Raw genomic sequence first — 23,306 nt, 5'->3', positions numbered from 1 at the left:
TATCGCGGCGGCGTGATCAAGCGGCGGTTCTTCCGGGGTGATGCCGCCTTTGCGCTGCCTGACCTGTACGACTTCCTGGAGGCCGAGGGCTACAACTACGCCATCCGCCTCAAGGCCAACCCGGCGCTCCAGCGTCAGATCGCCCATCTGCTCAAGCGCCCGGTGGGGCGACCACCCAGCCATGTTCGGCGGCTCTATGCCAGCTTGCGCTATCAGGCCGGATCATGGAGCCGGAAACGGCGGGTGGTTGCCAAGGTTGAATGGCACCCGGGCGAGCTTTATCCGCGCGTCGGGTTTATCGTCACCAATCTGGCGCGCGGTGCCGACCGGGTCGTGGTGTTCTACAACCAGCGCGGTACGGCCGAGCAGTACATCAAGGAGGGCAAGAACGCGGTCAAGTGGACCCGGCTGTCGTGCCGCACCATGAGGGGCAACGCAGTGCGGCTCCAGCTTCATGCGCTTGCCTACAACCTCGCCAACTTCCTGCGCACCCTCGCGCTTCCGCAAGAGGTGCAGCACTGGTCACTGACCAGCATCCGCGACAGGCTGGTGAAGATCGGCGCGAAGCTGGTCAGCCATGCCCGCTATGCCACCTTTCAGATGGCTGAGGTTGCGGTGCCACGCGACCTGTTCCGTCGTATTCTTGCCAACATCGCGGATCTGCGTTGTCGAGCACCGACCCCATGCTGACCGCAAGTTCTGAGCCCTGCATCGGCACCGACGGGCAAGTTGCGTCCATCTCCCGTGAAAATCACGCTTTTTGCGCGGGCCGCGCAGACCTATTGCCAGATTACAGCGTCAAGGAGCGGCTGAAGCGCCAGCACGCGAAAATCCGGTTGCGCAATGTCGTCCCATACGGCAACCTTGCCCTCAATCGGCCTTCTCTTGGAGGGCATCTGGGAAATGTCGGATTTATTGCGATTATTGATAATAACTTCGCTATGGGGATTGCTTTGACTAAAGTTGTGATTTTGGCGGGCGGTCTTGGCACTCGAATTGGCGAAGAAACTGCAACAAGACCGAAGCCGATGGTCGAGATCGGGGGGATGCCGATTTTGTGGCATATAATGAAAATATATGCGTCTCATGGACTCAATGATTTCATAATATGCCTTGGCTATAAAGGCTACGTCATTAAAGAGTTTTTCGCTAATTATTTTTTACACTTGGCTGATGTAACAATAGATCTTGCTAACAACTCTATCGAAGTTCATGAGGCTAAAAGTGAGCCATGGAAGGTCACGTTGGTTGATACCGGCTCGACATCGCAAACCGGCGGCCGTCTCAAGGCAGTTCGTCGATTTCTCGATGATGGCAAACCTTTCTGCTTTACGTACGGTGATGGAGTGTCTGATATTGATATTACGTCAGAGCTCGCATTTCATAGAACCCACGGGCGCAAGGCAACGATCGCCTCAGTCGCTCCTCCAGGCCGATTTGGCGCACTTCAGTTCGAAGGCGATCGCGTGATAGGCTTCAGCGAAAAGCCCGCGGGAGATGGCGGGCTGATCAACGGCGGTTTTTTTGTGCTTGAGCCCTCAGTCATCGACCTGATCGATGGTCCAGAAACGATCTGGGAAGACAAACCACTCGAGACTCTGGCACGGACGGACGAGCTGATGTCGTTTCACCATCAGGGTTTCTGGCAGCCGATGGACACTTTGCGCGACAAGCAATTGCTTGAACGTCTGTGGGGTGAGGGTAATGCACCGTGGAAGCGGTGGTAAACTCGGATGCACGGTGATCATGACCCAACGTTTTGGGCCGGGCGTCGCGTGCTGGTCACCGGGCATACCGGCTTCAAGGGAAGCTGGCTGGTGCTTTGGCTGCTTCAGATGGGCGCCCGCGTAACCGGCCTGTCACTTGAGGCCGAAGACGTCAGCGTGTTTCGGCAGGCGCGAATTGCCGAACTGGTCGACCATATCGAGGGCGATATCCGCGACCTTGCGATGGTGCGAATGGCAGTTGACCGCGCTGATCCGGAAATCGTTTTCCATCTTGCGGCGCAACCCTTGGTCCGATTGTCTTATGATACGCCAGTCGAGACCTTTGCCACCAATGTCCAGGGCACGGTGCATGTCCTTGACGCTTGCCGTTCTGCAGGGTCGCTGCGGGCTATTGTTTGCATCACATCGGACAAAGCCTACGAGAACAGGGAATGGGTCTGGCCCTATCGCGAATCCGATCCGATGGGGGGGCATGACCCCTATTCGGCAAGCAAGGGTGCGGCAGAGCTGGTTATCGCCGCTTATCGGCGCAGCTTTTTTTCAGCTTCCGCCGGCCCGCTGGTCGCTTCAGTCCGCGCCGGCAATGTCATCGGCGGCGGGGATTGGGCGCACGACCGCCTGATCCCCGATATCATTCGCGCGTTGATCGCCGGCCACAGGCCGCTGATCCGTAGTCCTGCGGCGATCAGGCCGTGGCAACACGTGCTTGAAGCGCTGGGTGGATATCTGCTGATTGCCGAATCGCTGGCCACAGGTGAAACCAGGGCCGCGGATAGCTGGAACTTTGGCCCCGCCGATGACGACACGCAACCTGTACGCTGGATCGCGGATCGCATGGTTGCAAAATGGGGCGCGGACGGCTGGGATGCTCCCGCCACACCGTCGGGGCCGCACGAAGCATCAGTCCTTAAACTGGATTGCGCCAAAGCGAGCACTTTTCTCGGCTGGCGGCCTGCCTGGGGGCTTGACGCTGCGCTCGAACACATCATTGCATGGCACAAGGCCGTCGCGGCGGGGGCAGATGCCCGCGCGGTTACCGATTCCCAAATCGCCGAATATCGCACTGTTTTTAAACAATTCCAGACTGGCAGATCTCTCTGATGGCTTCTCAAATTTCTCCTGGCATTGCCGATCTCGTCCGTACTGCCAGTGAAAGCGAATTACGCGAACTGATCGTTTCGCTGTCCGGTGAATACGCCGAGCGTTACCATGCCCCGCGCACATTCGTGCCGGGCGAAAGCATTGTGCCGGTGTCGGGCAAGGTAGTCGGCGCCCCGGAACTGCGCAACCTTGTCGATGCGAGTCTCGACTTGTGGTTGACCACCGGGCGCTACAACACCGCCTTTGAGGAACGGCTGGCCGGACGGCTTGGCGTCGCGCATGCGCTCACCACCAATTCGGGATCGTCGGCCAACCTGCTGGCGCTGGCCGCGCTGACGTCACACTATCATCGTTCCGAAGCGCTAAAGCCCGGGGACGAAGTGATCACGGTTGCAACAGGGTTTCCCACTACGGTCAATCCATCTTTGCAATATGGCCTGATCCCGGTATTCGTCGATGTGGATATTCCGACTTACAATATCAAGCCGGAGATGATCGAGGCCGCAGTTTCGAGCAAGACCCGCGCCATCATGATCGCCCACACGCTGGGCAATCCCTTTGATCTTGGCGAAGTCATGCGCGTGGCCGAAAAGTACAACCTGTGGGTTGTCGAAGACACCTGCGATGCGCTTGGCGCCACGTATGACGGGCGCAATGTCGGCACATTCGGCGATTTGGGCACGCTGTCGTTCTATCCGGCGCACCACATCACGATGGGCGAGGGCGGCGCAGTATTCACCGACAAGCCCCGGTTGAAGAGAGTCGTAGAATCGCTGCGCGACTGGGGCCGCGATTGCTGGTGCGCACCCGGCCAGGACAACACGTGCGGCAAGCGATTTGCGCGTCGGCTGGGCACTCTGCCGTTTGGTTACGATCACAAGTATACGTATGGCCATGTCGGCTACAACCTGAAAATCACGGACATGCAGGCTGCTGTCGGGCTGGCCCAGATGGATCGACTGGACGGTTTCATCGCAGCACGCGCGCGCAATTTCGCCGCGCTGACTGAATTGTTGCACCCGCTGGAGGATGTGTTCATCCTCCCGCAGGCCACACCGCGCAGCAAGCCCAGTTGGTTTGGCTTTCCGCTGACCATCCGTCCCGAAAGCGGGATCAATCGCGAAGACCTGGTCCAGTATCTCAACGAAAAACAAATCGGCACGCGGCTGCTATTCGGCGGAAATCTTTTGCATCAGCCATATATGAAGGGGCGTAATGTCCGAACCGTTGGCGACCTGGCCAACGCCGACCTGGTTACGACCAACACGTTCTGGATCGGCGTCTATCCTGGACTGACTGATGATCATCTTGCCTACATTGTCGAAGAAATCGCTGGTTTCGTGGCAGGCAGGCGATAAGCCCATCGCCTGAACGTTTATACGGAAAACGGGCGAAAAACCTGAAGCTGGCCCGGAGTAGCCAATGAATTTATCGAGAATTGCTGCACTCAAGGGAGAGTTCGAGGCGGAGGGGCTGTCGCAAGGCAGCATTGCAGCCGAATCGATCTTTGCTGCCCGCAACGGCTTGTCTTACCTGGTCAAGATCGGGTAATTGGTCTTGGCTGCCGAATTGATGATGTGATCGATCGCCTGCATGGCGAAGTTGAACGTCATGAATTCGACGATCGGGCGCAGCCCACCCATCGCGGCGCCGGTGCCGATGCCGGCAAAGCCGTATTCGGTAATCGGTGTGTCGATTACGCGGCGCGCGCCGAACTCTTCGAGCAGGCCTTGCGTTACCTTGTAGGCGCCCTGGTATTCGGCGACTTCCTCGCCCATCACGAACACGCGGTCATCGGCGCGCATTTCTTCGGCCATGGCATCGCGCAAGGCTTCGCGCACGGTGGTCGAAACCATTGCAGTCCCGGCCGGCACATCGACAATCGCTGCAGGCGCAGCGTTGACCGGCGCGGGTGCCGGCGCCACCGGCGCAGGGGCCGCCACGGGCTGCGGCGCAGCGGCAGGAATTTCGGCTTCGTCATCGCCCGACAGCGTGGCAATCACGGTGCCGACCTTAACCCCTTCGGTTCCTTCGGCCACCAGCAACGCACCAACGGTGCCTTCGTCGACGGCTTCGAATTCCATCGTGGCCTTGTCCGTTTCGATCTCGGCCAGAATGTCACCCGATTTCACCTGGTCGCCGGGTTTGACCAGCCATTTGGCAAGCGTGCCTTCCTCCATGGTCGGGGAAAGCGCGGGCATTTTCAGATCGATCGCCATGTCAGTAGGTCCCCACCAGCACGTCGGTGTACAGCTCGGCCACGGCCGGTTCGGGCGAATTTTCCGCAAAGTCGGCGGCTTCTGCCACAGTCGCGCGGATTTTCTTGTCGATGTCCTTCATCGCCTCTTCGGTCACGCCGCGACGCAGCAGTTCCTGTTTGGCGGCTTCGATCGGATCGTGCTTGTCGCGCATGTCCTGCACTTCTTCGCGACTGCGGTATTTGGCCGGGTCGGACATCGAATGGCCACGATAGCGATAGGTGTTCAGTTCCATCAGCACCGGGCCATTGCCGGCACGCACATAGTCGAGCGCGACTTCGGTGGCCTGGCGCACTTCGAGCACGTCCATCCCGTTCACATCCATGCCGGGAATGCGGAACCCGGTACCACGGCGATAGAAGTGCGTTTCTGCCGACCCGCGCTTGACCGCGGTGCCCATCGCATAGCCGTTGTTTTCCACCACGAACACGATCGGCAGTTTCCACAGCGCGGCCATGTTGAAGGTTTCGTAGACCTGGCCCTGGTTGGCCGCGCCGTCGCCGAAATAGGCGACGCACACACCGCCATCGTCGCGGTACTTGTGACCGAACGCCAGACCCGCGCCAAGCGAGACCTGTGCGCCGACAATACCGTGGCCGCCGAAGAATTTGTGCTCGGTCGAAAACATGTGCATCGATCCGCCCTTGCCGCGCGAAATACCCGCGGCACGCCCGGTCAGCTCGGCCATGATCACGCGCGGATCGATGCCATAGGCCAGCATGTGTCCATGATCGCGATATCCGGTGATCACGCTGTCATGCCCGGCCTGAAGCGCCGACTGCACGCCAACGGCGACAGCTTCCTGCCCGATGTACAAATGGCAGAACCCGCCGATCAGGCCCAGCCCGTAAAGCTGCCCTGCGCGTTCCTCGAAGCGGCGGATCAGCACCATCTGCTCGTAGAAATGCAGCAGCTCGGCATCGCTGGCGTCATAGCGTTTGTTGTTGGCATGCGCCTGTTGCAGGCTGCGCAGCGCAAACACCGCATCGTCTTCGCCGGCCATCGTTTCGGGGGCGATGATCGCTGGGGTCGCAGCGGCCGGGGCCGCTACGGTTTTGGCGGGTGCGGCTCTGGGGGCGCGCGGCCGGACAGGTTTGGCCAAGGTGGGAAGTCCCTTTCTTGTGGCAGCCTCTGAACCGGTGCGCGCGTGTGTCGCGGGCATCCGGTCACGGCGGCTCTATAAGACCAAGGCAGAGCGCCGCGCAACGTGCAACGCACGGCTTTGCCGCGCAACGGATAGCTATTCTTGCAAATAACCCAAATAACCAAATATGCAAACCATATTGGTTATAAGTTGATGCGAAGCGATGGTCTGGCATGCAAAGCCGGGCCGCACCTGGCGCGCCGATTGCGACGGTTGTAGCGCCTTTGGCCGGCCATTCTGGTGGTGGGACGACAATGGTGCACCCGGAACGATTCGAACGTCCGACCCTCAGATTCGTAGTCTGATGCTCTATCCAGCTGAGCTACGGGTGCGTTACCAATGTCTGTGCCGCATGCGGCGTTTCCCCTGCCATCCTTTGCCCCCACCCAGGCGGGGGAATGGTGCACCCGGAACGATTCGAACGTCCGACCCTCAGATTCGTAGTCTGATGCTCTATCCAGCTGAGCTACGGGTGCCGGGGAGACGCGCACTTAGGGGGGCGTGCCGGGCTTGGCAAGAGTTTTTCGAACGATTCTATCCGCAGGCGGCAAAGCCCAGCGCAGGCGCAACCAGCGGCACGTCGAGCGGCGGCAAGGCCAGCTGCGAAAGTGCGCCAGCATCAACCCATTGCAGCGCTGCGCCCTCCTGGCTGACCGGGTCGCCGCGCCAGCGGCGGCAACCATATAACAACAGCACCACAGGACGCGCGCCCGCACCGGGCGGCGTGGCGGCAAAGCCCAGCGGGCTGCAATCGGCATGGTGGACCGTAATCGCAAGCTCTTCGTGCAATTCGCGCACCAGCGCCTCAATCGGCGTTTCGCCGGGCTCAAGCTTGCCACCGGGAAATTCCCACAGACCGCCATGCTGCCGACCGGCGGGGCGTTGCTGCATCAACACCCGCCCGGCGCAATCGACCAGAACCGCAGCGGTGACCAACAACGCACCCGGTGCAACCGGTACTGGCACATCCTGTGGCATATACTGTCGTGTCCGAAAGGGTTCTTCTAACGATTTGTTAGCTTGATCGACGTACAGTGACGATGGGCAGTCACCATGGGAAATCGCGCGTGCCATCGTTGTTCACCAGGCTTTTGCGCGATGAATCCGCCGCCACCGTGGTCGAATACGGATTGCTGATCGGGCTGCTGTCGGTGGTGATCATTGTCGGGCTGCAGGGCTTTTCCGATCAGATCATCAACACCTGGACGATCGTGCAGACCTACAGCCAGAATTCGCTCAACCGCAGCTGAGCCGTCCCGAACCCGACACTCACGCACCGATCTGCAGAAACCGTTCCTCGCGCATAGTGCGCAACGCTGCGGGATCCTTGCTGGCCAGCGCATCAAGCTCTTCGGCAATGGCATTGCCAAGCGCGATCGCGGTTGCAACCGGATTGCGATGCGCGCCCCCCATCGGCTCGGCGACAATGCGATCGATTACGCCCAGACCCAACAGGTCTTGCGCGGTCACTTTCATCGCTTCGGCGGCATCTGCTGCCTTTTCTGCGGTACGCCACAGGATCGACGCACAGCCTTCGGGTGAAATCACCGAATAGACCGCGTGTTCCAGCATCAGCACGCGTTCGGCGCTGGCCAGTGCAACTGCGCCGCCCGATCCGCCCTCACCCACGATCGTTGCCACCATCGGCACACCCAGTGCCAGGCACGCCTGCGTCGAGCGGGCGATGGCTTCGGCCTGGCCGCGCTCTTCGGCTTCGACCCCCGGAAACGCGCCCGAGGTATCGACCAGCGTTACCACCGGCAGACCAAACCGGCTGGCCATTTCCATCAGGCGCACCGCCTTGCGATACCCTTCGGGTTTGCCCATGCCGAAATTGTGACGGATGCGGCTTTGCGTATCGTTGCCCTTTTCGTGGCCGATCAGCATGACCCGCCGATCGCCCAGGCGCGCCAGACCGCCAATGATCGCCTGATCTTCGCCAAAGCAGCGATCGCCACCCAGGGGTACAAAATCGCTGAAAGCGCGCGCGACATAATCGCGAAAGTGCGGCCGCGACGGGTGCCGCGCCACTTGCGTCTTTTGCCAGGGCGTCAGATTGCGATAGGTCTGTGCCAGCAACTCGGCGGATTTCGCCTCAAGCTTCTGGACTTCGCTGGCGATATCCAGATTGCCGCCCAGGTTGGCCGCCTCGGCCGTGTCGCGCAATTCGGCGATACGCGCATCGAGCGCGGCAATCGGCTTTTCGAATTCTAGATAGGAAATCATGGCAGACGCGCTAGGCAAACCTGCCGATTTGGTCAATGGGCTGGTTTGCCGGCGTGCCGGGCCTTGCGCGCCAAAGCGATGCGTTGGCCTTGGCCGACCGTCACGATTCCCGGGCCAAAGGGTGGCGCTGGTTGACAAGCGCCACCAGCCGCGCCCCGTCGACATGGGTGTAGATCTGCGTCGTTGCGATATCGGCATGGCCCAGCAGCGTCTGCAGCACGCGCAAATCCGCCCCGCCTTCGAGCAAATGCGTGGCGAACGCGTGGCGCAACACGTGGGGGCTGACCTTTTCAGGGTCCAAGCCTGCGCGCAGGGCCAGATCGCGCAGCAATTGGAACAGCCGCACCCGGCTGAGATGCCCGCCGCGCGGGCTGGGAAACACGTGGCGCCCCCCTGCGGGTCGCACCCGCAGCCACCCGCGCAAGGCGGCGCCGGCCCGTTTGCCCACCGGCACCAGCCGTTGCTGGCCGCCTTTGCCCGTGATCGTCAGAAACGGTGCATCGCGCGGCACCGCCGACAGCGCCAGCGACACCAGTTCGGTCGCGCGCAAACCTGATCCATACAGCAATTCGATCAATGCCAGCATCCGCAGCGCAGTCGGATCGCCGGTGCCTGCATCGGCTTCGGCCAACGCAAACAGCGCTGTGATTTCGGCATGCGACAGCAGGCGCGGCAAACTACGCCGCGGCCGCAACCTGGGCAAGGCATCGCCGGGATCATCCCCGCGCCAGCCTTCATCGACCAGAAATCCATAGAACTGGCGCAGCGCCGACGCCTTGCGCGCCAGGCTGGCCGGGGCCAGATCGCGCCACGCTTCGCCCAGTTGCGCAAGCGCAGCGCGGTCGGCCATGACCAGCGATCCGATCAGATCCCCAGCCCCCGCCAGATCGCGGCGATAGGCCGCCAGCGTGTTGACCGCTGCGCCGCGTTCGGCCGCCAGCATGGCCAGGAAGGCGGCGATGGCGCCTTCGTCGCCGGGTCCGGTCAAGTGCGCGCCACGGCCTCGGCCGCGATCATGCGTGCCTCGGCCTCGAGCCCCACCTGACGCAGCGCATTGGTAATGTGGTACAGGTGCATCGGCGTCATGCGGTTCCACCCTGCCCCTTGCATGCCATATCCCGCCAGCAGGGCGACCAGCGCGGGGTTGTTCGATTGGGCCGCGTCATCGATCGCCTGGCTCCACCGGCTGCGACGGCCCGGGTCAAATCCGATTTTGCCGGCAAAGCCCTGCGCGGTCTGGCCGTCGACGCGCCCCAGGCCCATCAGCCCCGCCAGCAGCAGGCCCGAACGCAGCCCGCCATCGCTGGTATCGCCCGATTTGAACGCGGTCAGTGCATCGGTGCCGACAGGCGCGAGTTTTGCCGGAGACGCCACCGCGATGATCCCCCAGGCCTGGCTGCCCACCGCAACAAACGGCGCCCAGCGCACCGCGTTGCGATCAAGCCCGGCATTGAGCATCGAAGCCAGCAATAGCGGTGCATCGCTGCTGAGCGCGGTGGCCGGCTCGATCCGCGCCGCCGCATAGGCGGTAAGCACCTGGCGCGACAGTTGGCGCACAGGATCACTGGTATCGCCCCACAGCGCCTTGATCGCGCTCAGCCGGTCGGACGTCGCCCCGGCCACATAGGCATCGCGCAATTGCGCAGCAATCGGCCCCCAGGTGCCATCGGGTTCCTGCAATGCGGCGATTTCGGCGTAGAGATCGATCATCGCGGCACTCGACAACACGCCAGAGGCCGCCACCTGATCGGCCGCCGCGGCGCGCGAAGCCAGCCCCAGCATCGGCGCACGCGTGGCAAGCAGCGCGTAGGCGGGCCAGTCCTTGCGGCGCAGCACATCGGGCGGCTCGGTCCCGGTGGCAAAGGCCAGCCCGGTGCGCCACGGGGTCAGACCGTCGACATCGCCCCATTCGATCTGCACCGCGCGGTGCGTGGTATTGGCCGACCCTGCAAATTTCTGCGCCAGCAGGGTATCGACTTTTGGCGTCGTGCCGCGTTTGAGCGCACGATCCAGCTGGGCCAGCGCGGGCGAACCTTCGGTGCCGTTGAACGCCAGGCAGATCGAACGCGACAGGTCCCAGTCCCAGCCGGGATGCGTCGCGGCGGTCAGAGCATCGATCGGGCACAACCCTGCCGGGTCCGCCGCCGAAAGATAACTGACCATCGCCGCATCTTCGAGCTGGCGGGTATAGAACCCGCTGTCGACTTCCTGCACCAGCGCGCGGGCGGCATCAGCCTCGCCCATGCGCAGCAACAGCCCGGCGCGCAGCGCGGCCCAGTCGGCGCCGTTCATCCCCACCGGCGTGTCGAGCCGGCTGACCAGCACCCGCCGCAGCAGAATATGGCCCCAGCGCGAAACCAGCGGCCCCTGCATCCCATTCAACAGTGCAGCCACATAATCGCCGCTGAGATAATGGGTCGAAGCAAACGGCAGCCCCCCGTCGGCTTCGGCAAGAAATCCGACGCGATCAAGGCTGCGCCGCGCCGCCAGCGGAATGTCGAAGCGCGGCGCTGCCGATTGCACCAGTTGATCGATCACCGCCGGGTCGATCGCATCGATCGGATCGGCGGCCGCGGCCACCGGGGCCGCAGTGTTGGCGGTGACGCCGGTGTCTTCGGGCAAAGGCGCAGCGCTGGCCACCGGCGCCACGCGCGCGGGGGCCGTACTGGCGGCAGCGCGCGGCGCCGGCGCCACGGGGCGGGCCGCCGGGGTTGCGCCCGGGCGCGGCGCCGGCGTGGCCCGCGGGGTTGCGGTCGGACGCGGGCGCGGTGCCGGGCGTTCGTCAAAACCCGGCGGCAGCAGCGATTCCTGTGCCGCCAATATGCCGGTCAGACCCGCCGAAAGGCCCAGGCCGAGCACCACCAGCGCAAGACGCGAACCCCGCCGCATCACGCGCCGCCTGCCGCGCCGGAATTCACGCTGACCGGAATTTCCACAGGTGTTGCAGGCCGCACGCCGCCTTTGATCCATGCCGTTGCAACGATCGCCAATATCACCAGGATCATCACACCAGAGGTCAATCCGAAACCAATCTTCAAGGGCAGGCCTTTGCGTTCGATCTTTCCCATGCAACACCAACCCGGCCGTGACCGGTTTCGCGCCGCTTGCGCTCGGCTTTAACCCAAGTATAGGCGACGCGGCAATGGAGCACGACACCCTCTCGCACGCCGAAATTCAGCGGATCGTCGCACGGCTTGACCGTTCGGTGGTGCTGATCGGCATGATGGGGGTGGGCAAGACCACTGTCGGGCGCAAACTGGCAGGTCTGATCGGCCTGCCGTTCGTCGATGCGGACGAGGAAATCGAACGCGCCGCACAAATGCCGATCCCCGATATCTTTGCGCAATTTGGCGAACCCTATTTCCGCGATGGCGAACGCCGGGTGATCGCCCGCCTGGTCAGCGACGGGTCGGCGCGCAAGGTGCTCGCAACCGGCGGCGGCGCGTTTGTCGATCCGGCAACGCGCCAGTTGATCCTCGACCGCGCGATTGCGGTGTGGATCGACAGCGATATCGACACGCTGGTCGAACGGGTCGGACGCAAGGACAACCGGCCGCTGCTGCGCGGCGGCAATGCGCGCGAAATACTCACCCGCCTCCACGCCGAACGCAGCCCGCACTATCGCCAGGCGCCGATCCGCGTGATCAGCGCGCATCAGCCCCATGGCATGACCGCACACTCGATACTGAAGGCAATCGACGCATGGCTATGACCCCTTCGGCAACGATCAGTGTCGATATTGCCGGTGCGCCGTATGATGTGCGGATTGCGCCGGGCCTGATCGACCGCCTGGGCCATGAAGTGCGCGCTTTTGTGCGCAAGGACACCGTGCCGATCGTGACCGACACGCATGTTGCCGCGCATTGGCGGTTGCGCGTCGATGCGGCGCTGGGCGCGGCGGGCTTCACCGCGCAGTGGCTGGTGCTGCCGGCCGGTGAGTCGACAAAGTCGTGGGCGCATCTGGCGCAAGTGGTCGATTTCCTGATTGGGCAGGATATCGAACGGCGCGACCGGGTCATTGCGCTGGGTGGCGGCGTGATCGGCGATCTGACCGGTTTTGCCGCCAGCATGGTCAAGCGCGGTTGCGGTTTCATCCAGGTGCCCACCACGCTTCTGGCGCAAGTCGATTCAAGCGTGGGCGGCAAGACCGCGATCAACACCGCTGCGGGCAAGAACCTGGTCGGCGCATTTCACCAACCCGCACTGGTCCTGGCCGATCCCGACACGCTGAACACATTGCCCGCGCGCGAAACCCGCGCCGGCTATGCCGAAGTGGTGAAGTACGGCCTGATCGACGATGCCGACTTTTTTGTCTGGTGCGAAGCGCACGGGGCCAGCCTGATCGCCGGTGACTCGCAGGCGCGCGTAACCGCCATCGCGCGCAGCGTTGCCGCCAAGGCGCGGATTGTGGCCGCCGACGAAAAGGAACTGACCGGCACGCGCGCGCTGCTCAATCTTGGGCATACCTTTGGCCATGCGCTCGAGGCGCAGACCGGGTTTTCCAGTCGTCTGCTGCATGGCGAAGGTGTGGCGCTGGGCATGGCGCTGGCAGCGCGGTTTTCGGTGCGGCAGGGTCTGATGGACGCGCACGATGCCGCGCGTCTGGACGCCCACTTGCGCACAGTCGGCCTGCCCGCGACCCTTGGCGGCCTGGACCTTGATTGCGATGGGCGGCAACTGGCCGATCACATGCTGCACGACAAGAAGATGGATGCCGGCACTTTGCCGTTTCTGCTGATGCGCGGGATCGGCCAGACATTTCTGGCCAGGGACATCGATCTGCAGGACGTGGCTGCGTTCCTTGACGGGGAACTTTGCACCTAAAGCATCGTGCAAAAAAGTCGGCACCGGTTTTTTTGCAATAAACCACGCGAAAACAAACGCTCCCAAAGCGTATTGCGTGCAGATCAAACGCACTACGCTTTAAGGCAGCAGATCGATCGCTGCAAAATCCGGCAATGCCGCCGCGCGCAGCAGTGTGCGGTGGCAGCCGCAAGCTTCGCGTTCATAGCACAACAGCGCAGTGCGCCTGGCATCGGCCAGGTCGGCCAACGCACCCATCGCGGCCATCGCTTCGGGCAATTGCAACTGTCCGGCATAAATCCGTTCAAGGGTAACATGATCGTTGCGCCGCGCTGCCGCGCGCCCCTCTGCCGGCGTGCCCAGCGCACGAAAATGCACATAGGCAATGCCCGCTTCGCCCAGATTGGCGGCAAGCGCGGATTTCGAGAACCCGGGCCGCCGTGACAGCGGCAACGCACGCACATCGGCCACCACTTCGACCCCGGCGCCGGTCAAAGCGGCCAGAAACGCGGCCATCGTCGTCTGTTCATACCCGATGGTCCAAACCATCCGCGCCATGATCAGAACAACCTTGAACCATTGGGCACTGTCCGGTCGGGCTTGAACAGCACGACCTGGCCCGCAGCATCGGCAAAGCCGACGGTCAGCACCTCGGACATGAACCTGCCGATCTGGCGCGGCGGAAAATTGACGACGGCGGCAACCTGGCGGCCGATCATGTCCTCTGGCGCGTAAAGTGCGGCGATTTGCGCGCTGGTCTTTTTCTCGCCGATGCCGGGGCCGAAATCGATACGCAGTTTCAGGCTTGGCTTGCGCGCCTCGGGATACGGTTCGGCGGCGATCACCGTGCCGATACGGATATCGACATGCAGAAACTGGTCAAAGCCGATGGTGTCGGCAGGCGGTGCGGCGGGATCGTGATTGAGATGCATGGGCCTCGTTCGATCACGAACCGGCGCCCGTGACAAGTGCCAGGCCACAGCTAGGCCAGCAGGCCTTCGATCACGCGCTGCAGTTCGGCCGCAAGATACGGTTTCCGGATGACCGGAATGTCTGTCAGCGCATCGGGCAATTCCGGGCCGATGTCGTAGCCGGTGCACAGCGCGAACGGCACGCCGCGCGCGCGCAACGCCGCGGCGACGGGCCAGGACATTTCGCCGTCAAGATTGAGGTCCAACAGCGCCACGTCATAGGTTTCGCTTTGCACGAGTTCCAAAGCCGTCGCCACGCGCGTGGCCGGCCCAGCCATCGTCCATCCGAAACCTTCGAACACCATTTCCAGCATGCTGACGATCATGAAGGAATCTTCGATGACCAGAACGCGAATGCCATCGCCCGGCTGCCGCGGTTGGTCGCGGCGCACCTGGAACGCAATCGACGGTTCGGCGGCAATTGTGCCGGCGGAGCTGCCAAAGTCTTTCATGTGCGGCTGATCGGGCAACGCGAAGCCGCGCACCCGCCCGCGAACCAGCGCCGGTTAACCGATCGAAGCGCGCAAACGTCGTCGCGAGCCATGGCACACCCTTTCATCACGGCGCGGCATGCGAATCCGGTGTTGCGCCGACACGCACTCTAGCGCTGATTGTGCAGAACCCGGCATTGCAATTGCAGCAGATGCCACAGCCGGGCCTGATCAGACCGCCAGCAAAAGCGTGTCGTCGCTGCGCGGCACAGCGGGACGAAACGAAGGCAATGGCTCAAAGCCCTCGTCCAGCACGGACGGTTCGCTAAGACCGGCCAGCTTGAACTGGCCAAGGCGCCGCTCTTCGGCGCTGCGCCACACTTTGCTGAGGTTCAGCGCGCTCAGGTACAGTTCACCATGACGCTCAAACAGCATATGCGGTGCCAGCTTGATCAACTGGTCGTTATACAGCGCAGTGACCGCCTTTTGACGGGCAATGCCCTCCATCACCTTCAGCCGCGTATTGCTCATCGCAGGATCATCCATCTGCTGGCAAACCCGTTGTTGTGCAGCGCAGCAAAAATGCCCCGGATCGCCCGCTTTTTCAAGTCCTGCCGCGCGGCCGAAGGCAAAAAACTGCGATCTGGCGCCAAACCATGCCCGCACGGGCCGAATCTGAGCCCGCCACAGCCGATATCGCCCCGATCCTGACCCGCTTTTATCGCGTCACTGGACTCACGCGCCGGTAAACTGCGTCTTGCGCTTAGCCAGGAACGCGGCGATGCCTTCGGCCGCGTCGGCGCTGTCGCCGGCCTTGTGCTGGCCTTCGGCTTCGATCACCAGCGTGCTGGCCAGATCGCTTTCAAGCGCGCGTGCGACGGTCTGGCGCAGGGTGCCAAGCGCCACTGTCGGCCCGTTCGCCAGACGCGTAGCAAGCGCCAGCGCCTCGTCCTGCAATGCGGCGTCATCGACCGCCTTGTAGATCAGGCCCCAGTCTTCGGCCGTGTCGGCGGGGATGCGTTCGCCCAGCATCATCATCTGCATTGCCCTTGCCTTGCCGATCAGGCGCGGCAGGATCCAGCTTGCGCCACCATCGGGCACCAGCCCGATATTGACGAAAGCCTGCAGGAAATAGGCGCTTTTGGCGGCAATCGTGAAATCACCCGCCAGTGCCAGCGAACATCCGACGCCCGCCGCCGGGCCGTTGACCGCCACCACCACCGGGACAGGCACCCGCGACAGTTTGAGGATCATCGGGTTGTACGCCTCGGTCAAGGCCTTGTAGCTGCCCGCGCCGCCGGTGATGCTGCGATCGCCTTTGGCGGCCAGATCGGCGCCCGAACAGAATGCACGCCCCTCGCCCGTCAACAGCACTGCGCGCGCCTGGCCCAGCATCGCCAGCGCGTCGGAAATTTCAACCGCCATGGTTGGCGGACAGGCGTTGAGCCGTTCGGGCCGGTTCAGCACGATTTTCGCAACCGGGCCGACATGGTCCAGACGAATGGTTTCGAAGCTCACGACGCGATCTCCCGTCTTAACCGAATGATTAAGGCGGGGCTATCGCCTGCCCGCGGCTTTGGCAAGCGGTCAATCCAGATGCGCCTGGGCAAACGCCGCCGCCGCGCCAAACAGCCCGGGTTGCGGATGGGTGATCAGTTTGACCGGCATCGCCGCCATCAACGCGTCAAACCGTCCCTTGGCGCGGAACCGGTCGGCAAAGCCCGACGCCACCAGCGTGTCGCGGATGCGGTAGCCAAGACCGCCGGCCAGCACCAGCGCCTTGGACCCGTGTGCCAGCGCCAGATCGCCCGCCACGCTGCCCAGCGACAGACAGAACCGGTCGACCGCCGCTGCCGCCAACGGGTCGGTGCCGTCCATGCCCGCGGCCCACAGCGTCTTGTCATCCAGCCGCGCCACCGGGCGATCCTCGATCGCGGCCAGCGTTTCATAGATATCCACGATCGCGGGCCCTGCCACCACGCGTTCCACCGAAACCCGGCGATGGCGACGGCGCAGATGCGCCAGAATCTGATCCTCGATCCGGTCGAGCGGGCCATAATCGATATGCCCGCCTTCGGTCGGCTGCACGTGATAGCCATGCGCATGGCGCAACAGCAGCGCCACGCCAAGCCCGGTGCCCGGGCCGACAACGCTGATCCCGCCGTGATCGGGCAGCGGCCGGTCGGGCCCGCACACGTGGAGAAAATGCGCCGCATCGGCTTGCGCCACAGAATGGGCGACCGCCTCGAAATCGTTGACCACGACAAATTTGCCGGCGCCCAGCTTTTCGGGGATCAAGGCGGGGCGGATGATCCACGGATTGTTGGTAAAACGGATGATATCGCCGCCCACCGGTCCTGCCACCGCGATCGCCGCCGCGGTGGGCTGGGCCCCGCCGCTCAGCCGTTCGAATTCCTGCCACGCCAGTTGAAAACTGGCGTGTTCGGCGGTTTTCAGCGTTACCGCTTCACCCAGCGCGACCACTTTGCCACCCGCCACTTCGGCAATGGCAAAGCGCGCATGCGTGCCTCCGATATCGACAGCAACCAGACGCATCCACCAATCCCCCGAACGTCTTTTTGATTACAGACCGGCCGCAGCCAGCATCGCCGATCCGCCGCGTTCGGCATCATCGGCGTGTGCGCGCATCAATGCAAACAGTTCGCGGCCCACACCCAATGCATCGTCCGGTGCCACCGCAGGCAGGCGCGCGGCCCATTCGTCGGCATCGACCAGCGCGGTCAATTGCCCGGTCAGCGCACAGACCCGCACCCGGTCGCCATCGCGCAGCAGCGCCAGCGCGCCGCCGCGCTTTGCCTCGGGCGAAACGTGGATGGCCGCGGGCACTTTGCCCGATGCGCCCGACATGCGGCCGTCGGTGACCAGCGCCACGCGAAACCCGCGATCCTGCAACACGCCAAGCGACGGGGTCAGCTTGTGCAATTCGGGCATGCCATTGGCGGCCGGGCCCTGAAAGCGCACCACCACCACGACATCGCGTTCAAGTTCGCCCGCCTTGAACGCGCGCAGCACATCGTCCTGGTCGGAAAAGACCCGCGCCGGCGCCTCGATCGTCCAGCGCGACCGATCGACCGCACTGGTCTTGATCGTGCCGCGCCCCAGATTGCCTTGCACCAGGGCAAAGCCGCCTTCGGGCTGAAAGGGCGCGCAAACCGGCCGCAACAGCGCTTCGTTGCCGCTGAACACAGGGCTTGGGTCCCAGCGCAAGGCATCGCCATCCAGCGAAGGGTGTTGCGCGCCTTCGGCCAGCGATGCGCCATAGACGGTGCGGATATCGCCATGCGCAAGGCCCGCACCCACCAGTTCGCCGATCACATAGGGCATGCCGCCCGCTTCGGCAAAGGCGTTCACATCGCCTGCACCGTTGGGATAGACACTGGCGATCAGCGGGACCGCGCGCGACAGGTCATCCATGTCGGTCCAGTCGATCTGAATGCCCGCGGCACGCGCGATGGCGGGCAGATGGATCACGTGGTTGGTCGATCCGCCGGTCGCCAGCAGGCCGACGATCGCGTTGACGATGGCCTTTTCATCGATGCATTCGCCAAGCGGGCGGTATTCATCGCCGTCCCAGCCGATCTGCGTGATGCGGTGCGTGGCCGCGCGCGTCAATTCCTGGCGCAGCTTGGTATTGGGGTGGACAAAGCTGGCGCCCGGCAGGTGCAGCCCCATCATGTCCATCATCATCTGGTTGGAATTGGCGGTGCCATAAAACGTGCAGGTGCCTGCCGAATGATAGCTTGCGCTTTCGCTTTCCAGCAATTCGTCGCGGCCCACTTTGCCCTCGGCATAAAGCTGGCGGATGCGCACCTTTTCCTTGTTGGGCAGGCCCGAGGGCATCGGCCCCGCCGGTACCAGGATCGTGGGCAAATGGCCAAAGCGCAAGGCACCGATCAGCAGGCCGGGCACGATCTTGTCGCAGATGCCGAGCAACAGCGCGCCTTCGAACATGCCGTGGCTGAGCGCGACCGCGGTGCCCATCGCGATCGTATCGCGGCTGAACAGCGACAGTTCCATCGATGGCTGGCCCTGGGTCACCCCGTCGCACATCGCCGGAACGCCGCCTGCAACCTGGGCGGTGGCGCCCACTTCGCGCGCGAAAATCTTGATCTGTTCGGGATAGCGGCCATAGGGCTGATGCGCCGACAGCATATCGTTGTATGCCGTCACAATGCCGATATTCATCGCCCGACCGCCGCGGATCGCGGCCTTGTCCTCTCCGGCGGCGGCAAAGCCGTGCGCCAGGTTGCCGCACGACAGCCGGGGCCGGTCGAGCCCTTCATGCCGCGCGCGCCCGATCAGATCGAGATAGGCGGCGCGCGTTTGCGCAGAACGCGCGATGATCCGGTCGGTGACTTTGGCGACAACAGGGTGAAGAGCCATTATTCGCTCCAGTAAATGGTAACCGGCGGTCCGTCGCCGTGCAGGAATTGCGCCACGGGGTACGTGTCATTCCCCGCCAGAACATCCTCGATCAGCGCGCGTTTGGATGCGCCGGTGACCACCAGGATGATTTCGTCGCTGGCCTTCAGCGCTTTTTCGTTCAGCGTCAGGCGGTCGAACGGCGCCTCGGGCGGCAGCGGGACCGGCGTGGTGGCAATCACCGTGGCCCCGGGCCGTACCAGCGCCTGCATGGTCGGAAACAGCGATGCGACATGGCCGTCTTCGCCCATGCCCAGCCACACCAGATCGAACGGGGCCACCTGTGCCCCTTCGACCAGGCGTTCGAACTGTGCGCCGCTATGCCCCAGTGCCGCATAGATCTTGCCGAAATTCGACGCCGGGTGATCGTCGGGCACACACCGGTCATCGGTCAGCGCGATGGTCACGTCGTGCCAGTCAAGATCGCGTGCGGTCAACAGCGCCAGCACCTTCAGCGGGGTCGATCCACCGGTGAACGCAATCCGTTTGGGGCCGGGCCGCCGCACTTCGGCCTCGATCCGTTCGGCCACGGCCGCAGCATCGCCGGGCCTGGCCCAATGCAGCTCAGTCATTCCAGCTTCTCCCGTCGCGCTCGGTCAGTGCGATGGCGGCGTTGGGGCCCCAGCCGCCCGCGGCATAGGCCCTGATTTCCTCATCGTCGCCGGCCCACACGCCGCGGATCGCATCGATCCAGCGCCATTGTGCCTCAACTTCGTCGCGACGCACAAACAGAGTCTGTTCGCCCTCGATCAGATCGAGCAGCAGCCTTTCATAGGCGATACGCCGGCGCGCCTTGGCAAATGCGGTGGTCAGCGACAGATCAAGATTGACCTCGCGCAGCACGATCCCGCCGCGATCGAGGCCCGGTTCCTTGGCCATGACCTGCAGGCGGACATATTCCTCGGGCTGCAGCCGGATCACCAACCGGTTGGCGCGCGGACGCCCCCCGCGCGAGGAAAAGATGTTGTGCGGCACATCCTTGAACTGGATCACGATTTCGCTGCGCCGTTCAGCCAGGCGTTTGCCGTGGCGCAGATAGAACGGCACGCCCTGCCAGCGCCAATTGTCGACATGCGCCTTGATCGCGACAAACGTCTCGGTGTCGGACGCCTTGCCCAGATCCTCGACATAGCCATCGACACCGTGCCCGCCCACAGCGCCTGCGCGATATTGCCCGCGCACCATTTCCTCGGGCGCAACCTGGCGCAAGGCGCGCAGCAGCTTGACCTTTTCATCGCGGATCGACGTGGCATCGTAATTGCCCGGCGGCTCCATCGCGATCAGCGCAAGCAATTGCAGCATGTGGTTCTGCACCATGTCGCGCAGCGCACCGGTGTCGTCATAAAACCCCTTGCGCCCTTCCAGGCCCACGGTTTCGCTGACGGTGATCTGCACGTGGTCGATATGGGCCGCATTCCACAACGGTTCGAACATCACATTGCCAAACCGCAGCGCCATCAGGTTCTGGACGGTTTCCTTGCCCAGGTAATGATCGATGCGGAAAATCTGCTTTTCGGCAAAACCGGCTGCGACCGCATCGTTGATCCGCGCACTGCTGGCCAGATCGTTGCCAAGCGGTTTTTCCAGCCCGATCCGGACCTGGCCATGGGCCAGGCCGGCATGGCGCAGCCCGTTGATGGTCGCCTCGAACAAGGCGGGTGCGGTCGACAGGAAAATGGCCAGGCCGCCCGACGTATCGCCCAGCTTTTCCGCCAGCGCGCCAAAGCCGTCGATGTTCGACGCATCCAGCGGCTGATATTGCAATCGGTCGAGAAACCCGCTCAACCGGGCAATATCCTTGCGATCCTCGGGCAGAAATTCATCAAGCGCGGCCTTGGCAAATTCGCGAAAGCCGGCGTCGTCCAGATCGGACCGGGCGGTGCCGACAATACGCAGGCCCGGCGCAATCAGATCGTCCTCGTGCAACGCAAACAGCGAAGGCAGCAGCATCCGGCGGGACAGGTCACCCGTTGCGCCGAACAGCAGCAGGGCGGTACAACTTGTCGCGGCCATTGACGCATAACTCCCAGCAAGCTTCGAAGGACGCCCGTCCCCCAAACCCTACCCCCCTAGGAGCGAAACCGCGCGCATAAAACATGCATAAGTATGCGGTTCACCCTATGCGCATATTTATGCGCCGCCCGTTACCGTTTGCGTCTGGGTGCGGTCGGCGCGTCGAAATCGGGGGCCTTTTCGGCGACCCAGCCGAGGAACCGGACGATTTCCGGATGGTCGATCAGCGTGTCGCGATTTCCGGCCGTGCGCGCCAGTTCGGCATTGGTAAACACCGTCTCGATCGTCCGGCGACAGATCGGGTGCAAGGGCACTGTCGCGCGGCCGCCCTTGCTTTTGGGCACCGGGTGATACTGGTCCACTTTTTCGCCAAGCGGACGCAGGCACAGCCAGCAGGCCGGCGGCGGGCCTGCTTCGCGTTCATCGTCACTGTCGAGGTCAAAGTCGGCCTCTGCCCTGCGGCGGTCGCGTTTTGCCATTAACGTTCTGCTAACCTTGTTTTGCGATTTCACCGTGTGGGGCCAAGCTGCACCATAGCCGGGGGACGCATGACTACTGCACAGGTGGACACACCGGCAAGTCCGGGCATGGCAAAGCCGGTGGATCAAACCGCACGGCTGCGCCGTATCCGCGATCGCGCGGGGGCGTGGCTGGGTGCAGGCTTTGCCGCGCTGGATCGCCTGCTGGCGCGTCGGATGGTCTGGCTGGTCGCAGTCGTGCTGGCGATGGCGTTGCAGATCGTGCTGACCCTCGACCATCGCCCGTGGCTGGATGAATGGCAGGCGTTGCAGCTGTCGGTGCAATCGCCGCACCTGTCCGACCTGATGTTCAACGTGCGTTACGAGGGGCATCCACCGCTTTGGTATCTGATCCTGCGTGGCCTGGCCGGATGGTTTGCCGATCCGGCAACCGCGCTGCCGGTGGCGGCGCTGCTGATCGCGATCCCCGTACAATTGACCGTATTGCTGGCTGCGCCGTTCAGCCGGGCCGAACGGCTGATGATTGCGCTGTCGCAATTCGTGCTGATCGAATATCTGACCATCTCGCGCAGCATGACGCTTGGCTTTGCGCTGATGCTGGCCATCGGCGCACTGTGGAAACGCACGCGGGTGGTGTGGCTGCTGCTTGCGGTTCTGCCGCAATGCGATTTCCTGTTTGGCGTCATCTCGTTGCTGTTCCTGGCGCTTTTGTGGCGCGAGCGGCGTGTCGATTGGCCGTTTGCCGTGGTGTGGCTCATCAGCGGGCTGTTTGCCGCATGGTCGATCCGCCCGATGCCCGATCTGGTGCCGTCGCTCGTGCCCATGGGGTTTGTCCACGACATCACCTTGTGGATGGCCAATTTTTCCACGCTGGGCCTGCCGCTGCAATGGAACGAGGGGCAGCCGGTGTGGAACTGGCCCCCGCCACCGGGTCTGGGTGGACCGGCGCTGGTGGGATTTCTGGCTGTGGCCTGGGTCGAACTGCGTCGCCGGCCGGCCTATCTGACGGTGTTTGCGGTGTTTGTCGCCACGACGCTGGTGTTCAGCATGGCCGTCTATCAGCTGTCGATCCGCCATCTTATGCTCGCGGCGGCGCTGTTGATCGTGCTGGTCTGGCGCCTGGCCGACCAGGGCGTAGCCCGATCGGTGTGGTGGCGCACCTGGCTGATGATCGCAGCGGTGTGCGGCCTGATGACCGCCGGCATCAATCTGGCGCGGCCCTTTGACACCGCGCCCGAGGCAGCGGCACTGATCAACCGGCTGGGTCTGCATGACAGGACCTGGGTGCCGTTTCCGCACTCTGCGGGTCAATCGGTGGCCGCCATCAACGCAATGCAGTTTGAACGCCTGGCCGAACATTGCAGCGAAGATCTGGTCCGTTGGAATGCCTTCGACGATCACCGGATCAGGGATATTGCGTCGCTGAAGCAAAGGCTTGCGCGCAAGGTTGCGCAAGATGGCCGGTTTTACCTGCTGACCTGGCTGCCGATCCCCGATCAGGCGCCGCTGATGCGGCGCGTCGGCACGGTTGCGCATGGCTATGACGGGCAGGATTTCTATCTCTATATCGTCGGCGAAGGCCATGCCGATGCCCGACCGCACGGCCGGCCCTGCATCACCCCGCTGGCCCCGTTGCGGCAGCGCTGAGCCGTGGCCCCGCTCACGCCCGCTGATTTTCGGCCAAAAACCGGCATTTTCGCCGGGCGTTTG

The 23,306-nt window shown here is 63.3% G+C and carries 24 protein-coding genes, 2 tRNA genes and 1 pseudogene; 8 read left to right on the top strand and 19 right to left on the bottom strand.

From position 1 onward, the window contains the following. The 4 genes from G404_RS19195 to rfbH all read left to right on the top strand — a co-directional run. A partial coding sequence (locus G404_RS19195) for an IS1380 family transposase (RefSeq protein WP_036521569.1) occupies positions 1–690 on the top strand: 690 nt, incomplete at its 5' end. Further along, positions 684–1,727 (top strand): glucose-1-phosphate cytidylyltransferase, encoded by a 1,044-nt coding sequence (rfbF, locus tag G404_RS0114635; protein WP_342663721.1) that lies wholly within the window; start codon positions 684–686, stop codon positions 1,725–1,727. The genes G404_RS19195 and rfbF, both read left to right, overlap by 7 nt. A 6-nt stretch (positions 1,728–1,733) precedes the next feature. Beyond that, positions 1,734–2,828: a CDP-glucose 4,6-dehydratase gene (rfbG, locus tag G404_RS0114630; protein ID WP_028641754.1), complete on the top strand. Its 1,095-nt coding sequence runs from the start codon at positions 1,734–1,736 to the stop codon at positions 2,826–2,828. After that, on the top strand, positions 2,828–4,186 hold the full coding sequence (rfbH, locus tag G404_RS0114625) for a lipopolysaccharide biosynthesis protein RfbH (protein ID WP_051280747.1): 1,359 nt from the start codon (positions 2,828–2,830) through the stop codon (positions 4,184–4,186). The genes rfbG and rfbH overlap by 1 nt, the downstream gene beginning before the upstream one ends. A gap of 189 nt (positions 4,187–4,375) precedes the next feature. Here rfbH and G404_RS19190 read toward each other — a convergent pair. From G404_RS19190 to G404_RS0114600, 5 genes and pseudogenes are all read right to left on the bottom strand, one after another. Continuing rightward, positions 4,376–5,047, bottom strand: a pseudogene (locus G404_RS19190) (biotin/lipoyl-containing protein); the annotation flags it as partial. Position 5,048: 1 nt separating this feature from the next. Further along, complete coding sequence (gene pdhA / locus G404_RS0114615; RefSeq protein WP_169719716.1) at positions 5,049–6,089, bottom strand: pyruvate dehydrogenase (acetyl-transferring) E1 component subunit alpha; 1,041 nt, start codon at positions 6,087–6,089, stop codon at positions 5,049–5,051. A 396-nt stretch (positions 6,090–6,485) separates the two neighbouring features. Further along, positions 6,486–6,562, bottom strand: a tRNA-Arg gene (locus G404_RS0114610). A 67-nt stretch (positions 6,563–6,629) separates the two neighbouring features. Continuing rightward, positions 6,630–6,706: transfer RNA gene (locus G404_RS0114605), tRNA-Arg, on the bottom strand. 58 nt (positions 6,707–6,764) lie between these two features. Then, on the bottom strand, positions 6,765–7,196 hold the full coding sequence (locus G404_RS0114600; protein ID WP_036521584.1) for a (deoxy)nucleoside triphosphate pyrophosphohydrolase: 432 nt from the start codon (positions 7,194–7,196) through the stop codon (positions 6,765–6,767). A 101-nt stretch (positions 7,197–7,297) separates the two neighbouring features. Here G404_RS0114600 and G404_RS0114595 point away from each other — a divergent pair, with 101 nt between their 5' ends. Further along, entirely contained in the window at positions 7,298–7,480 is a 183-nt protein-coding gene (locus G404_RS0114595; protein WP_028641750.1) for a Flp family type IVb pilin, read from the top strand. Between the two features lie 19 nt (positions 7,481–7,499). Here the strand turns inward: G404_RS0114595 and G404_RS0114590 are convergent, their stop codons facing one another. The 4 genes from G404_RS0114590 to G404_RS19185 form a co-directional block, all read right to left on the bottom strand. Then, complete coding sequence (locus tag G404_RS0114590; RefSeq protein WP_028641749.1) at positions 7,500–8,456, bottom strand: acetyl-CoA carboxylase carboxyltransferase subunit alpha; 957 nt, start codon at positions 8,454–8,456, stop codon at positions 7,500–7,502. Positions 8,457–8,556: 100 nt separating this feature from the next. Continuing rightward, entirely contained in the window at positions 8,557–9,444 is an 888-nt protein-coding gene (locus tag G404_RS0114585; RefSeq protein ID WP_028641748.1) for a tyrosine recombinase, read from the bottom strand. After that, positions 9,441–11,345 (bottom strand): hypothetical protein, encoded by a 1,905-nt coding sequence (locus G404_RS0114580; protein WP_028641747.1) that lies wholly within the window; start codon positions 11,343–11,345, stop codon positions 9,441–9,443. The genes G404_RS0114585 and G404_RS0114580 overlap by 4 nt, the downstream gene beginning before the upstream one ends. After that, a complete protein-coding gene (locus tag G404_RS19185; protein WP_036521556.1) occupies positions 11,345–11,524 on the bottom strand; it encodes a hypothetical protein in 180 nt (59 codons plus the stop codon). The genes G404_RS0114580 and G404_RS19185 overlap by 1 nt, the downstream gene beginning before the upstream one ends. A 74-nt stretch (positions 11,525–11,598) precedes the next feature. On the opposite strand from G404_RS19185, the gene G404_RS0114570 reads away from it, so the two are divergent. Both G404_RS0114570 and aroB read left to right on the top strand, forming a co-directional pair. Next, positions 11,599–12,168 carry a shikimate kinase gene (locus G404_RS0114570; protein ID WP_028641746.1) on the top strand — a complete coding sequence of 190 codons (570 nt, stop codon included), beginning with the start codon at positions 11,599–11,601 and terminating at the stop codon, positions 12,166–12,168. Next, positions 12,159–13,280: a 3-dehydroquinate synthase gene (gene aroB / locus G404_RS0114565; protein ID WP_245584541.1), complete on the top strand. Its 1,122-nt coding sequence runs from the start codon at positions 12,159–12,161 to the stop codon at positions 13,278–13,280. The genes G404_RS0114570 and aroB overlap by 10 nt, the downstream gene beginning before the upstream one ends. A 99-nt stretch (positions 13,281–13,379) precedes the next feature. On the opposite strand, the gene G404_RS0114560 is transcribed toward aroB, so the two are convergent. The 10 genes from G404_RS0114560 to G404_RS19180 form a co-directional block, all read right to left on the bottom strand. Beyond that, positions 13,380–13,817: a DUF488 domain-containing protein gene (locus G404_RS0114560; RefSeq protein ID WP_028641744.1), complete on the bottom strand. Its 438-nt coding sequence runs from the start codon at positions 13,815–13,817 to the stop codon at positions 13,380–13,382. A 2-nt stretch (positions 13,818–13,819) separates the two neighbouring features. Continuing rightward, on the bottom strand, positions 13,820–14,191 hold the full coding sequence (locus tag G404_RS0114555) for a tRNA-binding protein (RefSeq protein WP_028641743.1): 372 nt from the start codon (positions 14,189–14,191) through the stop codon (positions 13,820–13,822). 50 nt (positions 14,192–14,241) lie between these two features. Next, positions 14,242–14,682, bottom strand: a complete 441-nt coding sequence (locus tag G404_RS0114550; RefSeq protein ID WP_051280743.1) for a response regulator — start codon at positions 14,680–14,682, stop codon at positions 14,242–14,244. A 210-nt stretch (positions 14,683–14,892) separates the two neighbouring features. Next, a complete protein-coding gene (locus tag G404_RS0114545) occupies positions 14,893–15,192 on the bottom strand; it encodes a hypothetical protein (RefSeq protein WP_028641741.1) in 300 nt (99 codons plus the stop codon). A gap of 204 nt (positions 15,193–15,396) precedes the next feature. Continuing rightward, on the bottom strand, positions 15,397–16,179 hold the full coding sequence (locus G404_RS0114535; RefSeq protein ID WP_028641740.1) for an enoyl-CoA hydratase-related protein: 783 nt from the start codon (positions 16,177–16,179) through the stop codon (positions 15,397–15,399). A gap of 69 nt (positions 16,180–16,248) precedes the next feature. Further along, a complete protein-coding gene (locus G404_RS0114530; RefSeq protein WP_028641739.1) occupies positions 16,249–17,217 on the bottom strand; it encodes a glucokinase in 969 nt (322 codons plus the stop codon). Positions 17,218–17,244: 27 nt separating this feature from the next. Next, positions 17,245–19,065: a phosphogluconate dehydratase gene (edd, locus tag G404_RS0114525; RefSeq protein ID WP_028641738.1), complete on the bottom strand. Its 1,821-nt coding sequence runs from the start codon at positions 19,063–19,065 to the stop codon at positions 17,245–17,247. Next, on the bottom strand, positions 19,065–19,676 hold the full coding sequence (locus G404_RS0114520; RefSeq protein WP_028641737.1) for a 6-phosphogluconolactonase: 612 nt from the start codon (positions 19,674–19,676) through the stop codon (positions 19,065–19,067). The genes edd and G404_RS0114520 overlap by 1 nt, the downstream gene beginning before the upstream one ends. Further along, positions 19,669–21,117: a glucose-6-phosphate dehydrogenase gene (gene zwf / locus G404_RS0114515; RefSeq protein WP_028641736.1), complete on the bottom strand. Its 1,449-nt coding sequence runs from the start codon at positions 21,115–21,117 to the stop codon at positions 19,669–19,671. Before zwf ends, G404_RS0114520 begins: the two co-directional genes overlap by 8 nt. A 131-nt stretch (positions 21,118–21,248) precedes the next feature. Continuing rightward, positions 21,249–21,596: a hypothetical protein gene (locus tag G404_RS19180; RefSeq protein WP_036521552.1), complete on the bottom strand. Its 348-nt coding sequence runs from the start codon at positions 21,594–21,596 to the stop codon at positions 21,249–21,251. A gap of 69 nt (positions 21,597–21,665) precedes the next feature. Here G404_RS19180 and G404_RS0114505 point away from each other — a divergent pair, with 69 nt between their 5' ends. After that, positions 21,666–23,243 (top strand): hypothetical protein, encoded by a 1,578-nt coding sequence (locus G404_RS0114505; protein ID WP_245584540.1) that lies wholly within the window; start codon positions 21,666–21,668, stop codon positions 23,241–23,243. The last annotated feature ends 63 nt before the right edge of the window (positions 23,244–23,306 follow it).

This window comes from Novosphingobium acidiphilum DSM 19966, from assembly GCF_000429005.1.
GTDB lineage: Bacteria > Pseudomonadota > Alphaproteobacteria > Sphingomonadales > Sphingomonadaceae > Novosphingobium > Novosphingobium acidiphilum.
Note: the sequence above shows the minus strand (reverse complement) of the source record. Positions and strands in the feature narration are given on the sequence as shown.